The 21,358-nt window shown below is 72.8% G+C and carries 14 protein-coding genes; 4 read left to right on the top strand and 10 right to left on the bottom strand.

Going from position 1 to position 21,358, the window contains the following annotated elements:
- Window positions 1–47: 47 nt before the first annotated feature.
- Window positions 48–1,319 (bottom strand): ricin-type beta-trefoil lectin domain protein, encoded by a 1,272-nt coding sequence (locus tag ACFUK0_RS02230; RefSeq protein ID WP_380246099.1) that lies wholly within the window; start codon window positions 1,317–1,319, stop codon window positions 48–50.
- 489 nt (window positions 1,320–1,808) lie between these two features.
- Here ACFUK0_RS02230 and ACFUK0_RS02235 point away from each other — a divergent pair, with 489 nt between their 5' ends.
- Window positions 1,809–2,882, top strand: coding sequence for a restriction endonuclease (locus ACFUK0_RS02235; protein WP_380246100.1), 1,074 nt, complete (start codon window positions 1,809–1,811; stop codon window positions 2,880–2,882).
- 446 nt (window positions 2,883–3,328) lie between these two features.
- Window positions 3,329–5,437, top strand: coding sequence for a cellulose binding domain-containing protein (locus tag ACFUK0_RS02240; protein ID WP_380246101.1), 2,109 nt, complete (start codon window positions 3,329–3,331; stop codon window positions 5,435–5,437).
- A 239-nt stretch (window positions 5,438–5,676) separates the two neighbouring features.
- Here ACFUK0_RS02240 and ACFUK0_RS02245 read toward each other — a convergent pair whose 3' ends face one another.
- Window positions 5,677–7,911 carry an ATP-binding protein gene (locus ACFUK0_RS02245; protein WP_380246102.1) on the bottom strand — a complete coding sequence of 745 codons (2,235 nt, stop codon included), beginning with the start codon at window positions 7,909–7,911 and terminating at the stop codon, window positions 5,677–5,679.
- A gap of 74 nt (window positions 7,912–7,985) precedes the next feature.
- On the bottom strand, window positions 7,986–8,912 hold the full coding sequence (locus ACFUK0_RS02250) for an alpha/beta hydrolase (RefSeq protein ID WP_380246103.1): 927 nt from the start codon (window positions 8,910–8,912) through the stop codon (window positions 7,986–7,988).
- Window positions 8,913–9,358: 446 nt separating this feature from the next.
- Here ACFUK0_RS02250 and ACFUK0_RS02255 point away from each other — a divergent pair, with 446 nt between their 5' ends.
- Entirely contained in the window at window positions 9,359–9,790 is a 432-nt protein-coding gene (locus ACFUK0_RS02255; RefSeq protein ID WP_380246104.1) for an Ohr family peroxiredoxin, read from the top strand.
- 162 nt (window positions 9,791–9,952) lie between these two features.
- Here ACFUK0_RS02255 and ACFUK0_RS02260 read toward each other — a convergent pair whose 3' ends face one another.
- From ACFUK0_RS02260 to ACFUK0_RS02290, 7 genes are all read right to left on the bottom strand, one after another.
- Window positions 9,953–10,504: a CGNR zinc finger domain-containing protein gene (locus tag ACFUK0_RS02260; RefSeq protein ID WP_380246105.1), complete on the bottom strand. Its 552-nt coding sequence runs from the start codon at window positions 10,502–10,504 to the stop codon at window positions 9,953–9,955.
- Between the two features lie 133 nt (window positions 10,505–10,637).
- A complete protein-coding gene (locus ACFUK0_RS02265) occupies window positions 10,638–11,066 on the bottom strand; it encodes a hypothetical protein (RefSeq protein WP_380246106.1) in 429 nt (142 codons plus the stop codon).
- Window positions 11,067–11,321: 255 nt separating this feature from the next.
- Window positions 11,322–14,111, bottom strand: coding sequence for an AAA family ATPase (locus tag ACFUK0_RS02270; RefSeq protein WP_380246107.1), 2,790 nt, complete (start codon window positions 14,109–14,111; stop codon window positions 11,322–11,324).
- 200 nt (window positions 14,112–14,311) lie between these two features.
- On the bottom strand, window positions 14,312–15,850 hold the full coding sequence (locus tag ACFUK0_RS02275) for an MDR family MFS transporter (RefSeq protein WP_380246108.1): 1,539 nt from the start codon (window positions 15,848–15,850) through the stop codon (window positions 14,312–14,314).
- A gap of 127 nt (window positions 15,851–15,977) precedes the next feature.
- Entirely contained in the window at window positions 15,978–17,420 is a 1,443-nt protein-coding gene (locus tag ACFUK0_RS02280; RefSeq protein WP_380246109.1) for an aldehyde dehydrogenase, read from the bottom strand.
- 552 nt (window positions 17,421–17,972) lie between these two features.
- The gene (locus ACFUK0_RS02285; protein ID WP_380246110.1) at window positions 17,973–18,521 is read right to left on the bottom strand and encodes a CGNR zinc finger domain-containing protein; all 549 of its coding nucleotides are present in this window, start codon (window positions 18,519–18,521) and stop codon (window positions 17,973–17,975) included.
- A 172-nt stretch (window positions 18,522–18,693) separates the two neighbouring features.
- A complete protein-coding gene (locus tag ACFUK0_RS02290; RefSeq protein ID WP_380246111.1) occupies window positions 18,694–19,167 on the bottom strand; it encodes an SsgA family sporulation/cell division regulator in 474 nt (157 codons plus the stop codon).
- Between the two features lie 404 nt (window positions 19,168–19,571).
- Between ACFUK0_RS02290 and ACFUK0_RS02295 the strand changes: the two genes are divergently transcribed.
- On the top strand, window positions 19,572–20,633 hold the full coding sequence (locus tag ACFUK0_RS02295; RefSeq protein ID WP_380246112.1) for an alpha/beta fold hydrolase: 1,062 nt from the start codon (window positions 19,572–19,574) through the stop codon (window positions 20,631–20,633).
- Window positions 20,634–21,358 lie beyond the last annotated feature (725 nt).

A 21,358-nucleotide genomic window follows, 5' to 3' on the forward strand; every position in this document is an offset into this window, starting at 1 on the left:
CGAGTGCGACCGGCGCGGTCCGGTGCGGCCACGGGTGGGAGCCCGGCTCAGCCGAGGGTCCACTTCTGGTTGGCGCCGCCGGTGCAGGTCCAGATCTGGAGCCGGGTGCCGTCGGCGGCGGAGTTGCCCCGGGCGTCCAGGCACTTGCCCGATCCGGCGTTGGTGAGATCGTGTGCGGCCGTGTAGGTCCACTTCTGCGCACCCGTGCCGTTGCAGGTGTAGAGCTGGACGGCCGTCCCGTCCGCAGCGGACCCACCGCTCACGTCGAGGCACTTGCCGAGTGCGCGGACGGTGCCGTCGCCGCCAACGGTCCACTGCTGCGCCGGATTGCCCGTGCAACCGTGCAGTTGGACGGGTGTGCCGTCGGCGGCCGATCCGCCCGCCACATCGGCGCACATGCCGCCGATCCCGCGGACCGCACCGGTGCGGCCGCCACCCGCCGGGGAGTCGTCCCAGGCGAAGGCGCGTACGTAGTCGACGGTCATGCTCTGCGGGAGGGAGGTCGACGCGTCGGGGCTGCCCGGCCAGTCGCCGCCCACGGCCAGGTTGAGGACGAGGAAGAAGGGGTGGCCGAACACCCAGGCATGCCCGGCGGCGTCGGCCGGGGTACGGGTCTCGTACGCGGTGCCGTCCACCGACCAGGTGGTCGAGGTGGGGGTCCAGTCGACGGCGAAGACGTGGAAGTCGTCGGCGAAGGAGCGGCCGTCGGGCAGGGTGTACGCCGCACCGAGGCCGCCCGCACCGGAGTAGCCGGGCCCGTGGATCGTGCCGTGGACCGCACCCGGCTCGCGGCCGATGTTCTCCATCACGTCGATCTCGCCGCTGTTCGGCCAGCCGGTGCTGCCGAGGTCGTCGCCGAGCATCCAGAAGGCCGGCCAGATCCCCTGGCCGCGCGGGATCCTGATGCGGGACTCGAAGCGGCCGTAGGCCTGGGTGAAGGTCCGCGCGGTGTTCAGCCGGGCCGAGGTGTACCGGCAGGGCCCGTACCAGCAGGTGAGCCCGGGGTCGGAGTTCGTCCGGGCGGTGACCACCAGGTTGCCCCGGCCGTCGAGGGCGGCGTTGTCGGTGCTGCCGGTGTAGTACTGGAGTTCGTGGTTGCCGTTGCCCGAACCCCCGTTCTCCAGCGTCCACTTCGCGGCATCGGGAGCCCGGCCGGCCGGGCCGTCGAACTCGTCGGACCAGGTCTGCGCGGTCGCGGCCGCGCCTGCCTGCGACGTGGCGGGGCCGGTGGCCGAGAGCGTCCCCGCCAGCACGAGTGCGGAGGTCAGCGCCAGCACGATGCCCCCGAGGGACCATCGACGTGCACGATGAGCAGCCATGGCAGTGCGCACCCTTTCGTAGGGGGCCGGCCCCGGAGGAGTTCCGGATGAGGCCCGCCGGGCGGGACGGGAGCAGCCGCACGGGCCACTGCGTCGGGAGCCGCGTCGAGAGCTGCACTGAGAGCGCTCTCTCGACGGCGCCGCCCGTTCCGTGGGCCCAGATGCTACGCACGGCCCGTCGGCGGGGACAACGTGAGCCGCTGCGGCCGCCAGGACGCTGACCTGCGACGACACGGTTGCCACGCAGCCTGTTAAGGCTGCCTTAGGCCTGACTTGACCTTTGACGAAGACTCAGCCGGTCACTCCCGGCCCCTGGACAGCCGCGCCGCCTCCGGGAAGGGCGGCGGCGACCGGCCGCGCCGGACCGCCGACCGGGTGCCGGGTCAGAATATGTCACTAAATGATCAATAGTCAGACATGCCTGACATCAGGTCAGTGCCGGCCCTAACCTGGCGTCTGCCTCAATCAGTCAACTCGCAAGGGGGCACTATGTCCCGGAGTCGCAAGCTCCACCGCCTCGGCAATCCCGACACCGATGAGCGCCGCGCGCAGCGGATGCTCTTCCGTCACCTCCGCGACGACAGCAACGCGAATCGCGGCCGGATGACCAGGCGGGTCCACGAACTCCAGCTTCTGCTGGCGATGGACCCGGTCGCCTTCGAGCAGCTCATAGCCCGGCTGATGGAAGCCATGGGCATGAAAGTGGAGCTCACGGCCCGGTCCCGGGACGGCGGCGTCGACGTGCGCGGCATCGACACGGACCCGTTCCGCGGCGGGAACGTGATCGTGCAGGTGAAGCGGTACCGGGACACGGTGACACCGTCCGCCGTACGGGACCTGTACGGCACCTTGCAGCACGACCAGGCGGCGACGAAGGCCGTGCTCGTCACGACCAGCAGGTTCGGCCCGAGCTCGCACCAGTTCGTCACGGGCAAACCGATCACTCTGATCAACGGCGCCGAGCTGGTGGGCCTGCTCAAGCACCACGGCTTCCACGAGGTCTTCGCGGCCGCAGGATCCGGCGCCGCCGCTGGCGGCGCAGCGGGCGACCTGCCCCCGGTCGAGGTCGCCGCCGAGCCGGCCCGGCTCCTCCTGCACTGGACGGGCGAGCAGGAGTACGACATCGCCGCCCTGGTGTGCCGGGGCAACCGGGCGCTCTCGGACGAACACCTGGTGTTCTACAACAACGGCTCCACGCCGGACGGTTCGGTGCGGTTGGTCACCGGCTACGGCGACGCGAACGCCTGCCTGATGGTCGACTTCGACGCACTTCCGGCCGAAGCCGACCGGCTCGTCATCGTCGCCGCGGCCGACACCGAGAACCACCCGGGCTCCACCATGGGCGACTTCGCGGGGCCGGCGCTGATCCTCGAACCCGGCGCCGACCAGGCCTCGGCCGTGGTGCACCTCGCCGACGGCGCCCCGAGCAACACCGCGATGCGGCTGGGCCGATTCGACCGCGACTCCGCCGAGGACTGGGACTTGACCCCCGCCCTCGCCGGGTACCCGGGCGGGCTGCGCCAGGCCGTCGTCGCCTACGGCCTGGAGGTCGACGACGCGTAGGCGGCACGGTCGCGGCGCGAACGCCCCTGCGCCTCCCTCCCGTTGGGCGACGCCGGGGCACGGCGCCCGGATCAGGGTCGGCGCCCGGGTCGGAGTCGGGGGCTGGGCACACGCCCGGCGCCCGGCCCCCACCTGCGCCCGGGGTTTCCGCAGGCCGTAGCGGCAACTGGCTTCCGCCTGTGGTGGGTTGGAGCCACCTCCGGGTACGTCCCAGTCGCCCGACACCGGCCCGGAGATGCGCGCGCGGCGACGATCCTGCGTCCCGGCGTGTCAGGAAGATTGACATGCCCGGCGCACCCTCCCATCATGGGAGCGCTCCCAAGCTACACCCGTCGCCCCCACCGTCGACGGTTGACGCGGCACCGTACGCCGCACAGTTCCCTGTCCCTCGTCCGGCTCCGCGGCGTGGCCCCGGGCCGGCGTATCCCCCGGGAGGAACAAACCCCATGCTGTTCCGCAGGAGACCAGACCGCCTCCGCCGCCCCCTCGCCGTGACGGCCTCGGCCGCCCTGGCCGTGGTGGCAGCGGCCCTGCCGCTGTCCGCCCCCGCCCTCGCGGCCGACCCGGCCGCCACCGGCGACACCACGGTCACGGTCAACGCGAGCGCGGGCCTGGGCACCGTCAGCTCCACCGCGCTCGGCGCCAACACCGCCATCTGGGACTCGTACATGAACGACCCCCAGGTGGCGTCCCTGTACAAGGACGCCGGGATCGGCGCGCTGCGGTACCCGGGCGGCTCGTACTCCGACATCTACCACTGGGTCGACAACACCGCACCCGGCGGATACGTGGCCCCCGGCACCGACTTCGACGCCTTCATGGGCACCGTGAAGGCGTCCGGCGCCCAGCCGATCCTGATCGCCAACTACGGCTCCGGTACAGCCCAGGAGGCCGCGGACTGGGTGCGGTACGCCAACGTCACCAAGGGCTACGGGGCGAGATACTGGGAGATCGGCAACGAGATCTACGGCAACGGCGTCTACGGCAACGGCTGGGAGAACGACGCCCACGCCGACAAGACGCCGGAGCAGTACGCCAGGGAGGTCAAGGCGTACGCCGCGGCCATGAAGGCCGTCGACCCCACCGTCAAGATCGGTGCGGTGCTCACCATGCCCGGCAACTGGCCGGACGGCATCGTGGCCGCCGGCGGCACCGGCGACTGGAACCACACCGTGCTCGCCGCTGTCGCCCACGACGTCGACTTCGTCAGCGTCCACTGGTATCCGAACACCGCCGACGGCGCCCAGTCGCTGGCCGCCGTGCAGCAACTGCCCGGTGAGCTCCGCGAGGTGCGCAACCTGGTGAACCAGTACGCGGGCGCCGACTCCGCGAACATCGGCATCGCGATGACCGAGGTGAACTCCAACGCCGGCAGCGGCGCCTTCACCAGCCGTCCCAACGGCCTGTTCGCCGCCGAGGCCATGATCACGGCGCTGGAGAACGGCGTCTTCAGCGTGGACTGGTGGGACACCCACAACGGCGCGGGCGCCATCACCACCGTGGGCGGTGAGACCGACTACGGCGACATGGGCATGCTGTCGAACGGCAGTTGCACCGGCAGTGTCTGCGAGCCGGCGGTGAACACCCCGTTCGCGCCGTACTACGGCATCAAGACGCTGGGCGCGCTCAGCGACCCGGGCGACAGCATGGTGGCCTCCCGCGCCTCCAGCTCCGAGGTCTCCTCGCACGCGGTGCTCCGGGCCAACGGCGACCTCAGCGTCCTGCTGCTGAACAAGAGTTCCGCCACCCCGCACACCGTGGACCTGCGCTACCAGGGCTTCACCGCCGCCTCCCCCGCACCCGCGGTCCAGCGGTGGGCGCCCGGCGACAACGGCCTGGTGGACGCGACCGGCACCGTCACCTCCTCCTCGGCGACCCTGGCCCCGTCCTCGATCACCGTGCTGACCGTGCACCCGAGGAGCGGCACCGGCCCGTCCGCCGCGACCGTCGGTACCCCCGGTACGCCGCAGACCACCTCGGTGGGTGCCGGCACCGTCGCCCTGAGCTGGCCGGCCGCCACCGGCGCGGTGGACAAGTACGAGGTCTACGAGCAGCTCGGCACCACCATCCAGCTGCTCGGTACGTCCACCGGCACCACCGCCACGCTCTACAACCTGCCGCCGGGCTCCCGGCACACGGTCAACGTGCTGGCCCGGGACCAGGCGGGGCACCTCTCCCGGCCCTCCGTCCCGCTGACCTTCACCACCGGTACGCCGAGCGACAGCACCTGCACCGTCTCGTACCAGGTGACCACCGGCTGGGGCAACGGCTTCGTCTCCGACGTCGTGGTGAGCAACCTCGGCCCGGCGGACATCAACGGCTGGACGCTGGACTTCGACTGGCCGTCGGCCGGGCAGTCCGCCGGCTCCTGGTGGAACGCCGTGATCACCAGTCAGGGGCAGCACGTCCGGGTGACCAACGGCGAGTACAACGCGCGGCTCGCGCCGAACGGCGGCAACTCCGTCAACTTCGGCTTCGTCGGCGGCAACAACGGCGCCAACCCGTCCCCGACGGTGTTCCGGCTGAACGGGACGGTCTGCCGGACCGTCATCTGATCGGCACCGCCACCCCGGCGGGGGTACCCGTGGGTACCCCCGCCTCACGCCGGCGCCGCCTCACGCAGGTCGTACGGACCTGCGGGAGGCGGTGCCGGTGACGGCCGCCGGACCCCTCGGGGAGGCCTCTCCCGCGCTTCGCCGCACGAGGCCCCGAAGCGTGGCGGACGTCGCGTCAGGTGGCGCCGGACCCAGCGGATCCCGGCAGGGCGAGTGACCTGCCGGGACGGACGCCGGGCTCAGCGCAGGGCGTCCGCCTTGGCCCGCATGTCGGCGGCACGTGCGACGTGGAGCTGGGTGAACAGGTCGGCGGCCCGGTTCCAGTGCGTTCGGGCCTCCTCCGTCGCGCCGAGTTCGGCCAGGGCGGAGGCGAGGTTGTCCAGTGCCTCGGCCTGGTTGTAGCGGTCGTGCATCTCCTCGAAGACGCGCAGGGCCCTGCGGTGGCCGGCGACGGCGTCCTGGAGGTTGCCGAGGTCCTGGTGGGCGTAGGCGATGGTGCCCCAGGCCCCGGCCTCGTAGCGCCGGTCTCCGGCCTGCCGCAGGATGGGGATCGCCTCCTCGCACCTGGCGATGGCCTCCTGGTGATCGCCCAGCTGCACCAGCCGCCAGGCCGCGTCCGTGAGCGCCCGTCCGACCTCGTTGTGCTGGTCGAGGCTGCGGGCGGTCGCCAGGGCGTCGAGCGCGTGCCGCAGCCCTTCGGCGGGGCGCTCCAGATAGAGGTAGACCCAGCTGACATCGCGTTCGGCCCGCGCCCGGCGCTCGACGGGCAGGCGGCTCAGGTGCTGGAGGACGATGTCGAGGGGGCGGTCGACGTCACGGAGGCGGCCTGTCTCGATGAGCGACCGGACCAGGTTGTGGCCCGCCCTGTTGATGGTGACCGGATCGTCGATCTCCAGCGCGGCTTCGAGCGCGGTGCTGGACGCGCTGATCTCCTCGCTCCAACGGCCTTCCACCTCGTTGTAGGCCGCCCATTCGAGCGCGAGGTCCAGGCGGTGCCGCCGCAGAGCCGGGTCCGCCGCCGAGCGCTGAACGGCGAGGAAGGCCGGATCCTCCTGGCCGTACCAGTCGAGGGCGTCCTCACGGCTGTCGACGGTGACCCGGACGACGCCCGGTTCCGGGGTACCCATCGGCAGGGCCGGGACCCGGGACAGGAACCGGTTGGCCGCGTGGGCGTTCTGGCGCAGGTAGTCGAGGAGCCGGCACCGGGCGGCGAGACGGTCGTCGCCCTCCTGGTGGACCAGTTCGGCTCCGTAGGCACGCAGGAGATCGTGGAGGACGTAGCGGCCGGCGGCGTCGCGGGAGAGCAGGCTGGCGGCGGTCAGTTCGCGCAGGTGCAGTCGGGCGGCCGGCAGTTCCACGCCCGCCAGGGAGGCGGCGGCCTCGGCGGACACCGCCGGTCCCGGGTGGAGCGCCAGGCAGCGGAAGAAGTGTGCCGTCCGCCCGCCGAGCGAGTGGTAGGAGAGCGAGAGGACGGCGCGGACATCGGCCCGCCTGTCGTCCCCCGCCAGGGCGTCGAGGCGTGGTTCGGTCCCGCGCAGTTCGCGGACGGCCGTGCTCAGGGACATCAGGGGGTTCGCACTGAGCTGGGCGGCGACGACGGCGACGGCCAGCGGGAGGTGGCCGCACAGTCCGACCAGTTCGGCGGACGCCTCGGGTTCGGCCTGACAGCGCCGGTCGCCGATCCGCGCGGACAGCGCCGCCACGGCCTCGGCCTCCGTCCACACGTCCAGGCCGACGAGGGCGGCGCCGTCGGTGGCGGCCAGGCCGGCCAGCCGGTTGCGCGAGGTGATGATGGTCAGGCATCCCGGGGACGCGGGCAGGAGAGGGCGGACCTGTTCCGCGGTGCGGGCGTTGTCCAGCAGGACGATCATCCGCCGGTCACGCGTCCGCTTCCGGAACAGCGCGGTGCGCTCTTCGGTGCCGGACGGGATCTCGGTGCTGGCGACGCCGAGCGCACGCAGGAATCCTCCGAGGGCCGCACCGGGGTCCAGGGGGCTGCGCGCGTCCTCGAAACCCCGGAGATTGACGTAGATCTGACCGTCCGGGAAGCGGTCGGCCACCCGATGCGCCCAGTGCACCGCCAGGGCGGTCTTGCCGACGCCGGCCATGCCGCCGATCGCCGAGATGACGACATGCCCGCCCTGCCCGGAGGCCCGGTCAGTGTGTCCGAGGACGCCGGCCAGCTCTGCCTCGCGGCCGCGGAAGGCCGCGAGATCGGGCGGCAGTTGCCGGGGCACCTGGGAGGTGCGCCGGGTCGAGGCCTGGACGAGGGCGCGTCGGGCGCTCCCCTCCAGCTGCAGGGCGTCCAGGAGTTCGGTGAGCGTGGCCGGGCGGGGCAGACTCCTGCCCCGCTCCATGTCACCGATGGCCCGCACACTCACCCCGGATGCCTGGGCGAGCCCCTCCAGGGTGAACTGACCGCGCCGGCGCGCCTCGCGCAGCAGCTGACCGAATGCACCTTCGTCCGTCCCCATCCGCAGGAAGCTAGAACAAGTCGGCGCCTCCCACGATCGATGTCCGCATCCCGGACGTCCTGGCCCCGGAGGTGCTACGCGGCGCCGGCGAGGTGCTCCGTGAAGAAGGCCGCGAGCCTGTCGACGGCGGGCTCGACGTACTCCTTCCGGTCGTAGAGATCGACGTGGCTGGCGCCCTGGATCCAGTGGAGTTCCTTGGGTCCGGTCGCCCGCTGGTGGACGTCGACGGCCATCCAGGAGGTGACCGCGCGGGTGCCGACGACCTGTAGGAGGGGACGGGGGCCGATGAGCGGCACGGCGTGGAAGGCGTCGAAGAAGGCCAGCTTGTCGACGCTGGGCCAGGCGAAGCTCCTGGCCGACCGGTCGTGCCGGCCCCGGGTGGTGCAGTAGTACTCGAATCCCTCGACGGCGTGCTCGCCACCGAGCGCGGCGGCCTGCTCGGCGGTCTCGGGAAAGATCGGCAGCGCGCCGGGGTCCTCGCCGCGGGCCACGGCGGTACGGGCCCGAGCGGCGGCGTCGAGCAGGCCCCGGAAGACGGCCGGGTCCTGCGTCCCGTCGGCGCCCAGGCGGAACTGGCGGGCCACGTCGACGCCGCTGACGGTGGCAACGGCCCTGACCCGCCGGTCCCCGCCCGCGGCGGCCAGCGAGTATCCGCCGGAGGCGCAGATGCCGAGCAGTCCGATCCGGTCGGTGTCGACGTCCGCGCGGGTGGTGAGGTAGGAAACGGCGGCCTTGAAGTCCTCCACCCGCTGGGCAGGGTCCTCCAGGCCACGGGGAGTGCCGCCGGACTCGCCCTGGTAGGCGGCGTCGAAGGTGAGGGTGAGGAAGCCGCGCTCGGCCAACTGCCCTGCGTACAGGGCGGGGGACTGCTCCTTCACGCTGGTGCCGGGGTGTCCCACCACGACGACGGGAAGCGGCCCCGGGGCCCGGCGGCCGGGGAGGTACAGGTGGGCGGCGATGTCGGTGCCGGCGCTCTCGAAGGTCACGCTGCTACGGGTCATGAGGGCTCCTGGTGGATCTCGGACCGCTGACGGGCCGAAGGACCGGTCCCGGCGGTCGGGTCGGGTGCCGAGGGGATCACCGGCGGCGGAGGATGGCCCCGCTTCGCAGTGATCGCTTCCACCGTGCCCGGTCGAAGGGGGTGCGACATCCGTCAGATGACGGTCGGTCGGTGCGCCGGTTCCCGACCGTCCCGGGGGTTCGTGTGACGGAGGCGGACCCAGGTCGGCACGCACCCGCCCGGTCACCACCGCACCGAGGCCGACCGTCATCTGACGGATGTCCGGCACGGGCCACGAGGTGAGAGTGAGCACGGGGCAGGGTCCCGGCCGCTCGGACGGGTGTCGCCGGGCGCCCTTGCCGTCACAGAACCTGTTCAAGCGGTTACCTTTCGGCAGCTCGCTTGACCCGAACACCTGGCTTGCCCAGAACCCAGAAGGAGACAGCGATGACAGTCAGCTACACCGGCGTGGTGACCGTGACGGGAGAGGGCCGCAACGGCGGGCGGGTCACCGCCAGCGACGGTTCTCTCACCACCGCACTCGCCATACCGCAGGAGCTGGGGGGCGGCGGTGGCGCCACCAACCCCGAGCAGTTGTTCGCCGCCGGCTGGGGAGCGTGCTTCCTCGGGGCCGTGCGCCGCGCCGCCGCCCAGCGCAGGATCCGGCTGACGAGCACCGCCATCACCGTCGAGATGACCCTGACCCACGGCGACGACGACGCGTTCGGCCTCGGCGCGGTGCTCACCCTCGAACTCGGTGGCGTGGAGCAGGAGACGGCCGCCGAGCTGGCCGATGCCGCGCACCAGCTGTGCCCCTACTCCAAGGCGACCCGTGGCAACATCCCGGTGACCATCAACGCCAAGGCCGTGGCGGTCTGACGCAGCCGGCGTCCGCCCGGCCGGGCCGGGCAGCGGAAGCGCCGGCCGGGCCGGGCGGACGAGGCGGAGGGCGGACGACGGACGGCGTTCGCCCGCCGCGCCACCCCTGCGCGTCTCCGTCCCGTACGGGTGCGGGCGTCGGGAACGGCGTCGGGGGTACCCTCACGAGCCAGGCTCACCACTGTGGCGCGCGCGGTAGGTGGCGGCCTTGACCCGGTTGCCGCAGGTCCTCATGGCGCACCACTCACGCCGGTGACCGCGTGAGCGGTCCAGGTAGACCTGGGTGCACTCGGGCCGGGAGCACTCGCGGAGCAGCGCCGCGTCGTCACCGCCGAGGATCTCGACGGTCTCGCGGGCGAGGGCGGCGAGCCCCTGGGCCGCGAGCCCGGTCCTGGTGGCGCCGTCGGCGTAGAGGCGCAGCGTCACGGGCAGTCCCGCCGCATGCCTGTTCACCTCGGCGATCGCCCGCGGCGGCAGCGCTTCGCCGTGGAGCCGGGCGCCGACCAGCGCGTAGATCGACTCGCGCAGGTCCACGGCGATGTCGAGGTCGGTCTCGTCGGCGCCGGGTGCGGCGTCGAACATCCCGGCCTCGACGAACCAGGCGTCGAGCTGCCGGGGGGTGGCCAGCTTCTCCGCCGGTGCCTCGTTGCGCCGCGCGCGTAGGGTCCCGACGAAGTCGAGCGGCAGGGTCCCGCAGGGGAAGGCATGCATCACATAACTATTCTGACCGGTTGCTCCCCCGGCAGGCAATCCACACCTCGTACGGGCCGGCCCGGGTGCGGCAGAGCGGGGTGGCCGCCGGGGGTGCCCGGACGGGGCCACGGGCACCCCCGGCCTCCGTCGGCGGTCAGCGAGCGTGCAGCGGACCGGCGAACGACTTGCGCAGGGACGACGGGGCGACCACGGGGAGCAGCGACGCCAGGAGCTTCCCCTTCAGGGTGCCCGGCTCTCTGGTCAGCCGGACGTCGACGCGGGTCCCGTCCCCCTCGGGGGTCAGCCGGAACACCCATCCTCCCCCGGGCCCGAAGATCTTGGAGTCGAGGGTGGTGATGACGACTTCGTCGCCGCCGGGCTGCCAGTCGTAGCGGGCGCGTTCCCAGGCGGCGGCGGTGCCCTCGGTCACCTCGGCCCAGCCCTCGCCGAGGCCGTGCACCTCGAAGTGGTCCGCGTCGATGGTGGGCCACGCCTCGGCCCGGGCAGCGCTGAAGTCGGTGAGGACCTCCAGCACAGCGGTCGGGCTCAGCGAGGAGAGGAGATGGAAGTTCACGACGGTCACGGTGTCTCCAGGTGCGTGTGCACGCGTCGGATCGTGTCGGACGACGCGCGGGGTGACATGGGGCCTGCGGGTGCTCCCCGCCCGGCCGCACCCACTCTGGTCGGCTGCCGGGGCGTCCACATCCGTCAGTTGACCGCCCGCGGGCGGTTGAGTCATGGGCCGCGTGTTCGTGGACGGTTGCGTGTTCCTCGCACCGCCGGAACGGAACCGAATCGGCCTGAGCCCGGGCAGGGCCGGGGCGGACCGGACGAGGCGTCAGGCGGTGGGCTCGTCGGTGCCTTGGCCGAACAGCGCGTCGCGGATCGCGGTGCGGGAGGCGATACCGAGCTTCGGGTAGATCCGGTAGAGGTGGGCGCCGACCGTCCGGTGGGAGATGAAGAGGCGTCCGGCGATCTGCTTGTTCGTCAGGCCGGTGGCGGCCAGCTCGGCGATCTCCCGCTCCTGCGGTGTGAGCGCGCCGACGCCCCGGCCGTCCGGGACCCCGGCCGGTTCGCCCGCGGCCCGGAGCTCCTTGCGGGCGCGCTCGGCCCACGGTTCGGCGCCCAGGCTCTCGAAGATCCGCAGGGCCGCCGCGAGCGGGGCTCTGGCGTCCGAGACGGCCCGGTCCCGGCGCAGCCGCTCGCCCTGGGCCAGGCGTACCCGGGCCAGGTCGAAGGGCCACTTCTCGGCCTCCGGCGCGCCGACCGCCCGCGCGAAGAGGCGGGCCGCGTCGCGGTCGTCCACCGCGGCGATCGCCTCCGCGCCGGTGGCGAGGAGCGCGAGGCGGGGCGAGAGCGCGGCGAGGTTGCTCTCCCGCGCCGCCCGGACGTGCGCCGCCGCCGCTTCGTGCCGGCCGGTGCGCGCGGCCGATTCCACCAGGTCGAAGAAGACCCACAGGGCGTGGGGGGTACGGGGGGCGAAGGTGCCGGCGGGGCTGACGGCGTCGGCGTGGCCGAAGGCCCGGTCGTAGTCGCCCTCCGCGATGTCGGCCAGCAGGTGCACCTGGCGGGCGCAGTCCGTGCTCATGCGCACCCCGCGCGGCGCCGCCCAGTCGGTCATGGCGGTGGCCAGGGTGCGGGCCTGCTCGGCGTCGCCCCTGGAGGCGACGACGAGGCCCTTGGTGAACTGGAAGAACCAGGTGCAGACGGTGTAGCCGGAGTCCGCGCACAGCGCGAGGCCCTCGTCGGACAGGTCCAGCGCCTCCTGCCACCTCCCGCGCAGGTAGTCGTCGAGGCAGAGGTGGAGGAGGGAGCCGATGTGGCGGCGTACCGGTCCGCCCTCGCGGCCCTGCCGGACCACGCGCCACGAGGCCTCGCGCAGTGCCGACAGCCGGTCCGGGTAGATCGCCGCCGCCCCGATGCGGACGATCTCGGCGAGTTCGGTGCCGGGGGTGACGCCGTCGATGATCTCGTCGAGCCGGCGCAGTGTCGCCTCGTCGGCGTGCAGGGGGTCGGAGAAGGTCTGGGCGCCGATGCCGAGCAGGGGCGGGGCGGTGGGCCGCAGCCGGGACAGGGCCGCGTGGAACGGTGCCCACAGCTCCTCCTTGCCGCCGTAGCTGCACAGGAGCATGAGGAAGTGGAGGGTGTCGAGGAGTGCCGGGTCCTCGGCCTGGTAGCCGTGGTCGCCCTCCTCGACGGCGCCGACCAGGAGGCGGTGGGCGGTGGCCACGTCGCCGTCGCTGTTCAGCAGGAGTTGGACGGCGGCGCCGGCCGCCCGCAGCGAGACCCGGTGGCCGGGATCGGCCAGCCGGGCGTCTTCGAGCAGTGCCGAGGCGCTGCTCAGCGCGCCGACGGCCTCGGCCCCCACGTAGGCCGCCTCGGCGAGGCGGCGGGCGCGGTCGGCGCCGAGCGGGCTGAGGTCCGCGGCGCGGGTGAGCGCGGCGATGGCGGCCACCGAGTCGCCGCGCTCCAGGATGCGGCCGGCCGCGTGCTCCAGCAGGACGGCGACCTCCTCGTCGGGAAGGAGGGTGGCCTCCCCCAGGTGCCAGGCACGCTGCACCGGCCGGTGTTCCAGCACCTGGGCCAGGGCGCGGTGGGCGGCGCGCAGGCGGCTGCTGGTGGCGGCCTCGACGACCGCCGACCGGACCAGGGGGTGGCGGAACACCAGGCGGTGGGTTCCCCCGTCGACCCTGACCAGCTGGTCGCTTTCGGCGGGGCCGAGGTCCTCCGGCCCGGCGCCGCCGTCGGTCCGGTGGGCCGCCGCGGACACCACTCCGAGGTCGCCGGTGCCGTCGAGGGCGGCCAGGAGCAGCAGGTCGCGGGTGGCGGCGGGCAGCTCGCGGACGCGGGTGAGGAACAGCGACCGGAGGCGTTCGCCCAGCGGCAGGATGGCGGGCGGGATGTCCCGGTCGCGCGGTTGGTCCTGCCGCAGGGCGTTGGGGAGTTCGAGCAGTGCCAGGGGGTTGCCCTGGGCGGTGTCGAGCAGGCGTCGGCGGACGGCGCGGGCCAGGGCGGGGAACCGGGTGTCGACCAGGCGCGCCGCCGCCTCCGGGGCGAGCGGGGAGATCTCGTGGGCCGGCAGGCCGGCGTGTTCGAAGAAGCCGCCGGCGCCGGTGCGGGCGGCCCCGAGGAACCCGACGCGTTCGCCGGCCGTCCGCCGGGCGACGAATCCGAAGACGGCGGCGCTGGCGCGGTCCACCCACGGCAGGTCGTCGACGACCAGCAGCACGGGGGCGCCCAGGGCGGCCGCCCGCAGCAGGGCCAGTGCGGCGTTGCAGACGACGAAGCGCTCCGGCGGGGCGCCGGCGCCCAGGCCGAGGGCGACGTCGAGGGCCTCCCGGTGGTGGGGGCCGAGCTGGTCGAAGACGTCCTGGAGCGGGAGGAGCGCCTGGTTCAGTGCCGAGTAGCTGATGTCGGCCTCGAACTCCACGCCCGCCGCGCGCAGGACGCGGGTGCCCCCGGCGGCGGCCGCCCTGGCCGCGGCATCCAGCACGGCGGACTTGCCGATGCCGGGCTGCCCGGACAGGAGCAGGGCGCCGCCCTCCTGCTCGCGGGTGAGGCCGGCGGTGATGCGGTCCAGGTCGTGCTCCCGGCCGACCAGCGGGTCGGTGGAGCCGGCGAGGTTCACCGGAGACCGCCCCGGGGCTGCGACGGGCCGTCCCGGTGCTGCGCCGGGCGGGAGGAGGCGGGCGGGTGTGCCGCGCGTGCTGCCACGATGCGCCCCATCCGTCTCACTCGTCCTCGCGAGGGGCCAGTCTAGGGCGCGGGCCGAAGCCCGGCGGGCCTGGCCCGGGACTGCGGGCCAGGCCAGGGGCTCGCGACGGGTGCTCAGGCGACCCGCGACCGGACAGCGGCCTTCTCGGCCGGGCGGTCCCCGACGGCCGGGCCGGTGCCCGCTCGGGTCTGCTTGAGCAGCAGGGCGAGTACGGTGCCGGCCGCGAGGGCCGGGGCGATCCACAGGAAGGCGCCGCCGGTGGCGTGGGCGAAGGCGGCCCGTGCGAGGTCCTGGGCGTGGGCGGGGAGCTGGGCGAGGGATTCGGGGCGCGAGGGGTCGAAGCCGCCGGTACGCGGCAGGTCGCGGGTGCGGGTGGCGAAGTCGGCGGTGAGCAGGGCGCCGAAGACCGCGACCCCGAACGCGGCGCCGATGGAGCGGGCGAAGGTGACCACGGCACTGGCGGCGCCGATGTCGGCCGTGGGGACGGAGTTCTGGACGGCGGTGAGCACGACCATCGGGACCATGCCGATGCCGATGCCGGTGATCAGGAAGTAGAGGCTCAGGACCACGGTGCCGGTGGCCGCGCCGACGGTCGACAGCAGAATCAGCCCGACCAGGTTGAAGGCCAGTCCGGAGACCAGGATCAGGCGCAGGCGTCCGGCGTGCGCCGCCCAGCGCCCGGCGAGGGTCTGGCTGAGGACAAGGCCGACGACCAGCGGCAGCATGTGGACGCCGGACAGGGTCGCCGAGACGCCGTCGACGATCTGAAGGTAGGTGGGCAGGTAGACCAGGACGCTGAACATGGCGGCGTTGGCGGCGAAGCCGATCAGTGAGGAGAGCACCACCGTGCGGGAGGTGAGCATGGTGACCGGCAGGACGGGGGCGGCGGCGCGGCGTTCGAGGGGGACGAACAGGGCCGCGAGGGCGACGGTGGCGGTGATCAGGGCGATGATCGCGGGCGAGGTCCAGCCCCAGCGGCCCGCGAACGAGGTGACCAGCACCAGGCCGGTGGCGATGGCGGCGAGGACGAGCGCGCCGGCGTAGTCGATGGGGGCCCTGGCGCCCCGGACGGCCGCGGGGAGGGTCCGGGCGGCGACGGCGAGCGCGACGATGCCGATCGGCAGGTTGACCAGGAAGGCCCAGCGCCAGGAGAGCTGGTCGGTGAAGACCCCGCCGAGCAGCGGTCCGATGATGCTGGCGACGCCGTACACGGAGCCGAACAGGCTCTGGTAGCGGCCGCGCCGCTCGGGCGCGACGATGTCGCCGACCAGGGCGAAGGTCAGCACGATCATGCCGCCGCCGCCCACGCCCTGCAGAACACGGGCGGCGATCAGCTGGGGCAGGTCCTGCGCGAGGCCGCAGGCCACGGACGCCGCGAGGAACACGGCGGTGGAGGCCAGGTAGAGCCGCTTGCGGCCGAACATGTCGCCGAGCTTGCCCCAGAGCGGGGTGACGGCGGTGGAGGCGAGCAGGTAGCCGGCGCTGACCCAGGCGATGTCGTCGAACCCGTCGAGGTCGGCGGCTATCCGCGGCAGGGCGGTGGAGACGATGGTCTGGTCGAGGGCGGCGAGCAGCACCGCGAGGACGAGGGCGCTCATCGCGGCGCCGACGCCGCGGGTTCCGGGGGCTGGGGAGGACTGTTCCTTGGGCATGGCAGGTGGTCCTGTCGGTCGGGGGCGCGCCGGGCCGGGGTTTCGCGTCCGGTACCGGTGGAGGGGTGCGGCGGGCCGCGGGGCGGCGGACGGCCGGGGTTGCCGCCGCCGGCCCGCGGGTGGTGCGTCAGAGCGTGATGGTCTTGTACTCGGTGTAGGTGCCGAGGCCGACGGCGCCGTACTCGCGGCCGGTGCCGCTGGCCTTGAAGCCGCCGAAGGGGCCGTCGAAGCCGACGGCGGCGCCGTTGACGGTCACCGTGCCGGTGCGGATGCGGCGGGCGACGGCCAGCGCGTGCTCGGTACTGGCGGACCAGACGCCGCCCGACAGGCCGTACTCGGAGTCGTTGGCGATGCGGACGGCGTCGTCCTCGTCCTCGTAGGCGATGACCACCAGGACCGGGCCGAAGATCTCCTCCTGGGCGATGCGCATGGAGTTGTCGACGTCGGCGAAGAGGGTCGGGGTCACGTAGTTGCCGGCCTCCAGCCCCTCGGGGACCTGCGGGCCGCCGGTCACCAGGCGGGCGCCCTCCTCGATGCCGAGGGCGATGTACTGGCGGACGCGCTCCTGCTGGTCCCGGCGGATCATCGGCCCGATGAAGGTGTCCGGATCCCCGGGATCACCGACCTTGAGGGACTCGACGAGCTCCTTCAGCCCGGCGACGACCTCCTCGTAGCGGCTGCGCGGGGCCAGGATCCGGGTCTGGGCGATGCAGGACTCCCCGTTGTTGAGCAGGGAGGAGAACTTCAGGCCCTGGACGGCCTTGGCGATGTCGGCGTCGGGCAGGATGACGGCGGCGGACTTGCCTCCCAGTTCGAGGCTGACGCGCTTGAGCTGCTCACCGGCGATCGAGGCGATCCGACGGCCCGCCTGGGTGGAGCCGGTGAAGGCGATCTTGTCGACGTCGGGGTGCGAGACCAGGTACTCGCTGGTCTCCCGGTCGGCGGGCAGGATGCTGACCACTCCCTGCGGCAGCCCGACCTGCTCCAGCAGGTCGGCGAGCAGGCCCATGCTCAGCGAGTTCTCCGGGGATGCCTTCAGCACCACCGAGTTGCCCGCGAGCAGCGCCGGAATGATCTTGGCGGTGGCCGCCGAGAAGGGCGAGTTCCACGGGATCACCGCCGCCACGACGCCCACGGCCTCCCGCCGCACCACGCTGCGCACCGGCGAGGCCGGGTCCGACGGGGTCAGGGTCTGCTCCCAGCCGAACTCCTCCGCGGCCTTCAGGTAGGCGTTGGCCTGCCGGGTCAGACCCGACTGGCCGGCCCGGGTGAACCAGCCCGCCGAGCCGTTCTCGGCGGCGATCAGCTGGGCGATCCGCTCCGCGTTCTTCTCCCGCAGGGCGTTGAAGTGCCGTAGCACCGCGACCCGTTCCAGCGGCGACGTCTCACGCCAGGTGCCCTCGTCGAAGGCGGCCCGGGCGGCGGCCACCGCGCGGTCGACGTCGGCCGGCCGGGCCTGCGCCGCCCTGCCGATCACCGTCCCGTCGTGCGGGGACCGGATGTCCAGCGGCTCGACGACGCTCGGCTCGGCCCAGGCGCCCGCAATGAAGAGCCGGTCATAGATGATCATGTCTCGCTCCCGCAGCCTCTCGATTACTGTCACATTAATGTAGCACTTACCGCGACAGGTATGACACTGCTGCCGTTTTTTTCGGGTATGCCGCCACCTTGGAGATGCATCTGATGGTGCAACGCGACCGACCCGCCGACAGCGTTCGTGAGCACCGTGGCCGGCCGGGACACCGCAGGCACTACCCGTCGTCGACCTGTGCACGACGTGTCGCCCGTGCACGAGGTATGCCTGTGGACGACGTATGCCCGTACACGACATGTGGCCGTACACGACATGTGGCCGGGGCGGCTCACCGGAAGCGGCGACGCCGCCGAGGTCGCGGCCGGCGTCCAAGGCTGCGTGAATCCGCCGTGGACGCCGAACTCCCCTGTCGCTCTTCCAGAATGGAGCCGGGGCGCCGCGCGCACATCCGTCGGATGACTGACCGGTCCGCACGCCTGCGGGTCCCGCCGCCCCCGGTCAAACGACGTATGCCTCGCGCAGGACGTGCCAGGGCGGACGTGGACGCCCGCAGATCCCGGTGGCGCCACGCGGACGCCACGGGCGCAGCTACGCGCCGGCCTCCTGGTGCCGCCGCGCACGGTAGGCAGCGGCCTTGACCCGGTTGCCGCAGGTCTTCATGGCGCACCACTCGCGCCGCAGTCCGCGCGAGCGGTCGAGGTAGACCTGGGCGCATTCCGGCCGGGCGCACTCGCGCAGCAGGGCGGCGTCGTCGCCGCCGATGATCTCGACGGTTTCGCGGGCAAGGGCAGCCAACCCCTGGGCCGCGCCCCCGGTCCTGGTGACGGTGTCGGCATCGAGGCGCAGCGACACCGGCAGTCCCGCCGCGTGCCTGTTCACCTCGGCGACCGCCTGCGGCGGCAGCGGCAGGCCGTCGAGCCGGGCGACGACGAGCGAGTAGACCGCCTCGCGCAGGTCGACGGCGATCCGCAGGTCGGTCTCGTCGGCACCGGGTGCGGCGTCGAACATCCCGGCCTCGACGAACCAGGCGTCGAGCTGCCGGGGTGAGGCCAGCTTCTCGGCCGGCACGGCGTTGCGCCGTGCGCGCAGGGTTCCGACGAAGTCGAGCGGCAGGGTTCCGCAGGGAAAGGCATGCATCACGTCACCATATTGGCAAGTTACTCACAGGGGCGCAATGCCTGCAGATCCTGACCACCAATGGATTCAGTTGGTCCGATCGGCGACTTCTATCACTGTTCAGACAGGTGACCCCGCGGGATGGGCCCGGGAGCCGTCGTGCACCCGCCTACCGGCCCGTGCAGGACGGCCGTCAGTCCTCCGTCTGCCGGCGGCGGTCGTCGAGCAGTCCGGAGAGGAACCCGTCCCAGTCGAGGGCCGCGCCCTCGCCCGGCGCCGGTGCGATCTCGTAGGTTCCTTCGAGCCAGTCCGCCAGGGCCGGCACGGGCAACTCCAGCACGGCACTGGACTGCCGCGACGACAGCAGGAGGAAGGCGATCCCGCCCTCCCGGCCGGGTGCGGGCCACACCTTCACGTGGCCTTCGCCGCTCTCCTCGAAGAACCCCTGGTGCAGCAGATCCCTGCCGATCCGCCACACGACGCTCGGCCCACGGCCCGGCACGAGGGTCACGGACACGATCATGGGGGTGGCCGGGTCGAAGCGGAACTCCGCCCGGACGGGCCGCCAGGCGCAGCCGTCCAGCACCCGCTTGACGAGCAGGGTCAGCACCGGGACGTCGTGGGGGCCCGTGCGGCGCTCCCGGAGGCCGTACTGTTCGCCGTCCATGGCGGGTTCCCCTTCTGCAGAGCGACTTGGTCAGACACGACTGTTGCCCACGGGGTGCGGCGGGCGGCATCAGTCGCTTCACCATGGGCTCGATTAGGTCATCCGGGCGGCGGCTGCGGTCCGGCCCCCAGAGGGCGGGCTCGCAGCCGCCGGGGAAGCAGGCGTCCGCCGGGCGCCCTGAGTCAGAACGCTTCCCGCGCCCGACCGTCAACTGACTGATGTCGCGGACCCGCCCGGACGGAAGAGTGAGGTGCGCCGGGCCGGTGACCGGCCTGCCGCAGGGTCCGCCCGGGCTCCGTACGCCAGGCGGCGCACGGAGGGGCGCTGCCCGTCGCACTCGGGGTATGTCCCGACGACACCTGCCCCGTACCCAGGGCACTTCCGCACCACTCGAAAGGCATCACATGATCGACAGGCGTAGCTTCAACAAGGCTCTGGGGCTGGGCGCCGGAGCGGCCGCCGCCTCGCTGACCGGTCTGCAGGGAGTCGCCGACGCGGCACCCGTCCCGGGCCGCTCCGGCAGCGCCCCCGTCGTGCCGACCATTGCTCCGGGCAGCCACACGACCTTCCCCGCCCTGAAGCAGGTCGAAGCCGGACTGCTCAACGTCGGCTACGCCGAACTGGGCCCCGCCCGGGGGCCGGTGGTCCTGTGCCTGCACGGATGGCCCTACGACATCCACAGCTTCGTCGACGTGGCCCCGCTGCTCGCCGACCAGGGCTACCGCGTGATCGTGCCCTACCTGCGCGGCCACGGCACCACCCGCTTCCTGTCGCCCCGGACCTTCCGCAACGGCCAGCAGTCCGCCATCGCGCTGGACATCATCGCCCTGATGGACGCCCTGAGGATCGACAAGGCAGTCGTGGCCGGCTTCGACTGGGGTTCCCGGACCGGGGACATCCTGGCGGCCCTGTGGCCCGACCGGGTCAAGGCGCTGGTCTCGGTGAGCGGCTACCTCATCACGAACCGCGCAGCCCAGCTGGAGCCGATCGCTCCGGCCGGCGAGCACACCTGGTGGTACCAGTACTACTTCGCCACCGAGCGCGGCGAGAAGGCCATGCAGACCAAGAACCTCCGGCACGACCTGACCCGGCTGGTCTGGCAGCTGGTCTCCCCCACCTGGAACTTCGACGACGCGACCTTCGAGCGCACGGAGGCCGCCTTCGAGAACCCCGACTACGCAGCCGTCGTGATCCACAACTACCGCTGGCGCCTCAGCGTCGCCGAGGGGGAACGCCGCTACGACCGCTACGAGGACCGGTTGGCACTGAAGCCGACCATCGGCGTCCCGACCATCACCATCGACCCGGCACTGGACCCCTTCACCGCCCCCGGCGACGGATCCGCCTACCGCTCGATGTTCACCGGGGCCTACGAGCACCGGACCCTGGCCGGCATCGGCCACAACCTGCCCCAGGAGGCACCGACCGCCTTCGCCCAGGCCGTCGTGGACGTCGACCACTTCTGACGGAGCACCACCGAGGGGCCCGGCCACGGCCGGGCCCCTTGACAGCTCGCGGCTCAGTACTCTCCGTCATCATCGAACTCCCAGACAGCGGGCAAGCAGGCGGCGGCCCGCCCGCAGATGCTGAAGGCCACGGGTGCCCGGCGCCCGGCATATTCGGCCCGCTGCCAGCTGCTCTTGCGGCCTACCGGGCCCGGAAGCCCCCGCAGGTAAACCCCTCATCCTGCTCCGGGACTCCACCAGCGTGAGACGGCCCCCGATCCGCGGGAGGAATTCGCCGAGTTCCCGGTCCCACGCATCTGTCAGCAGGCCATCGCTCACGCCCGCGGCTTCTCCACGCCGTTGTCACTACATGCGGCGAGGCCGCCCGTGGGTGGGACCGCCACGTCAGAACTGCCCCACCCACGCCCCTGCCTCGCACCACCCATCGCCCCAAGCGACTGACCAGGGCATACGGAGAACTCTCACCGGAGTAGCAGCCGGGGAGTTTCACCCCCGGCTCACACGGAACCGCGCGCAAGGATCTGGTTTGCACGGCTCTCGCCATTCTGATCACCAGGCCGAAGACGCTGCGGCGGTCATTTTCCGGTGCGCGAAGATGCAGGAGTACCGCGCGGCGATCTCCCGCATCTTCCGAGGAGCCTTGCGCAGTGCCGCGAGCCGCTTGTACTCCTTGCGGCAACCCAGGAGCCGTACCGAAAATTCATTGATCTCCCCTCCCCCGCGAT

It is taken from the genome of Kitasatospora sp. NPDC057223 (genome assembly GCF_042669755.1).
Lineage (GTDB): Bacteria > Actinomycetota > Actinomycetes > Streptomycetales > Streptomycetaceae > Kitasatospora.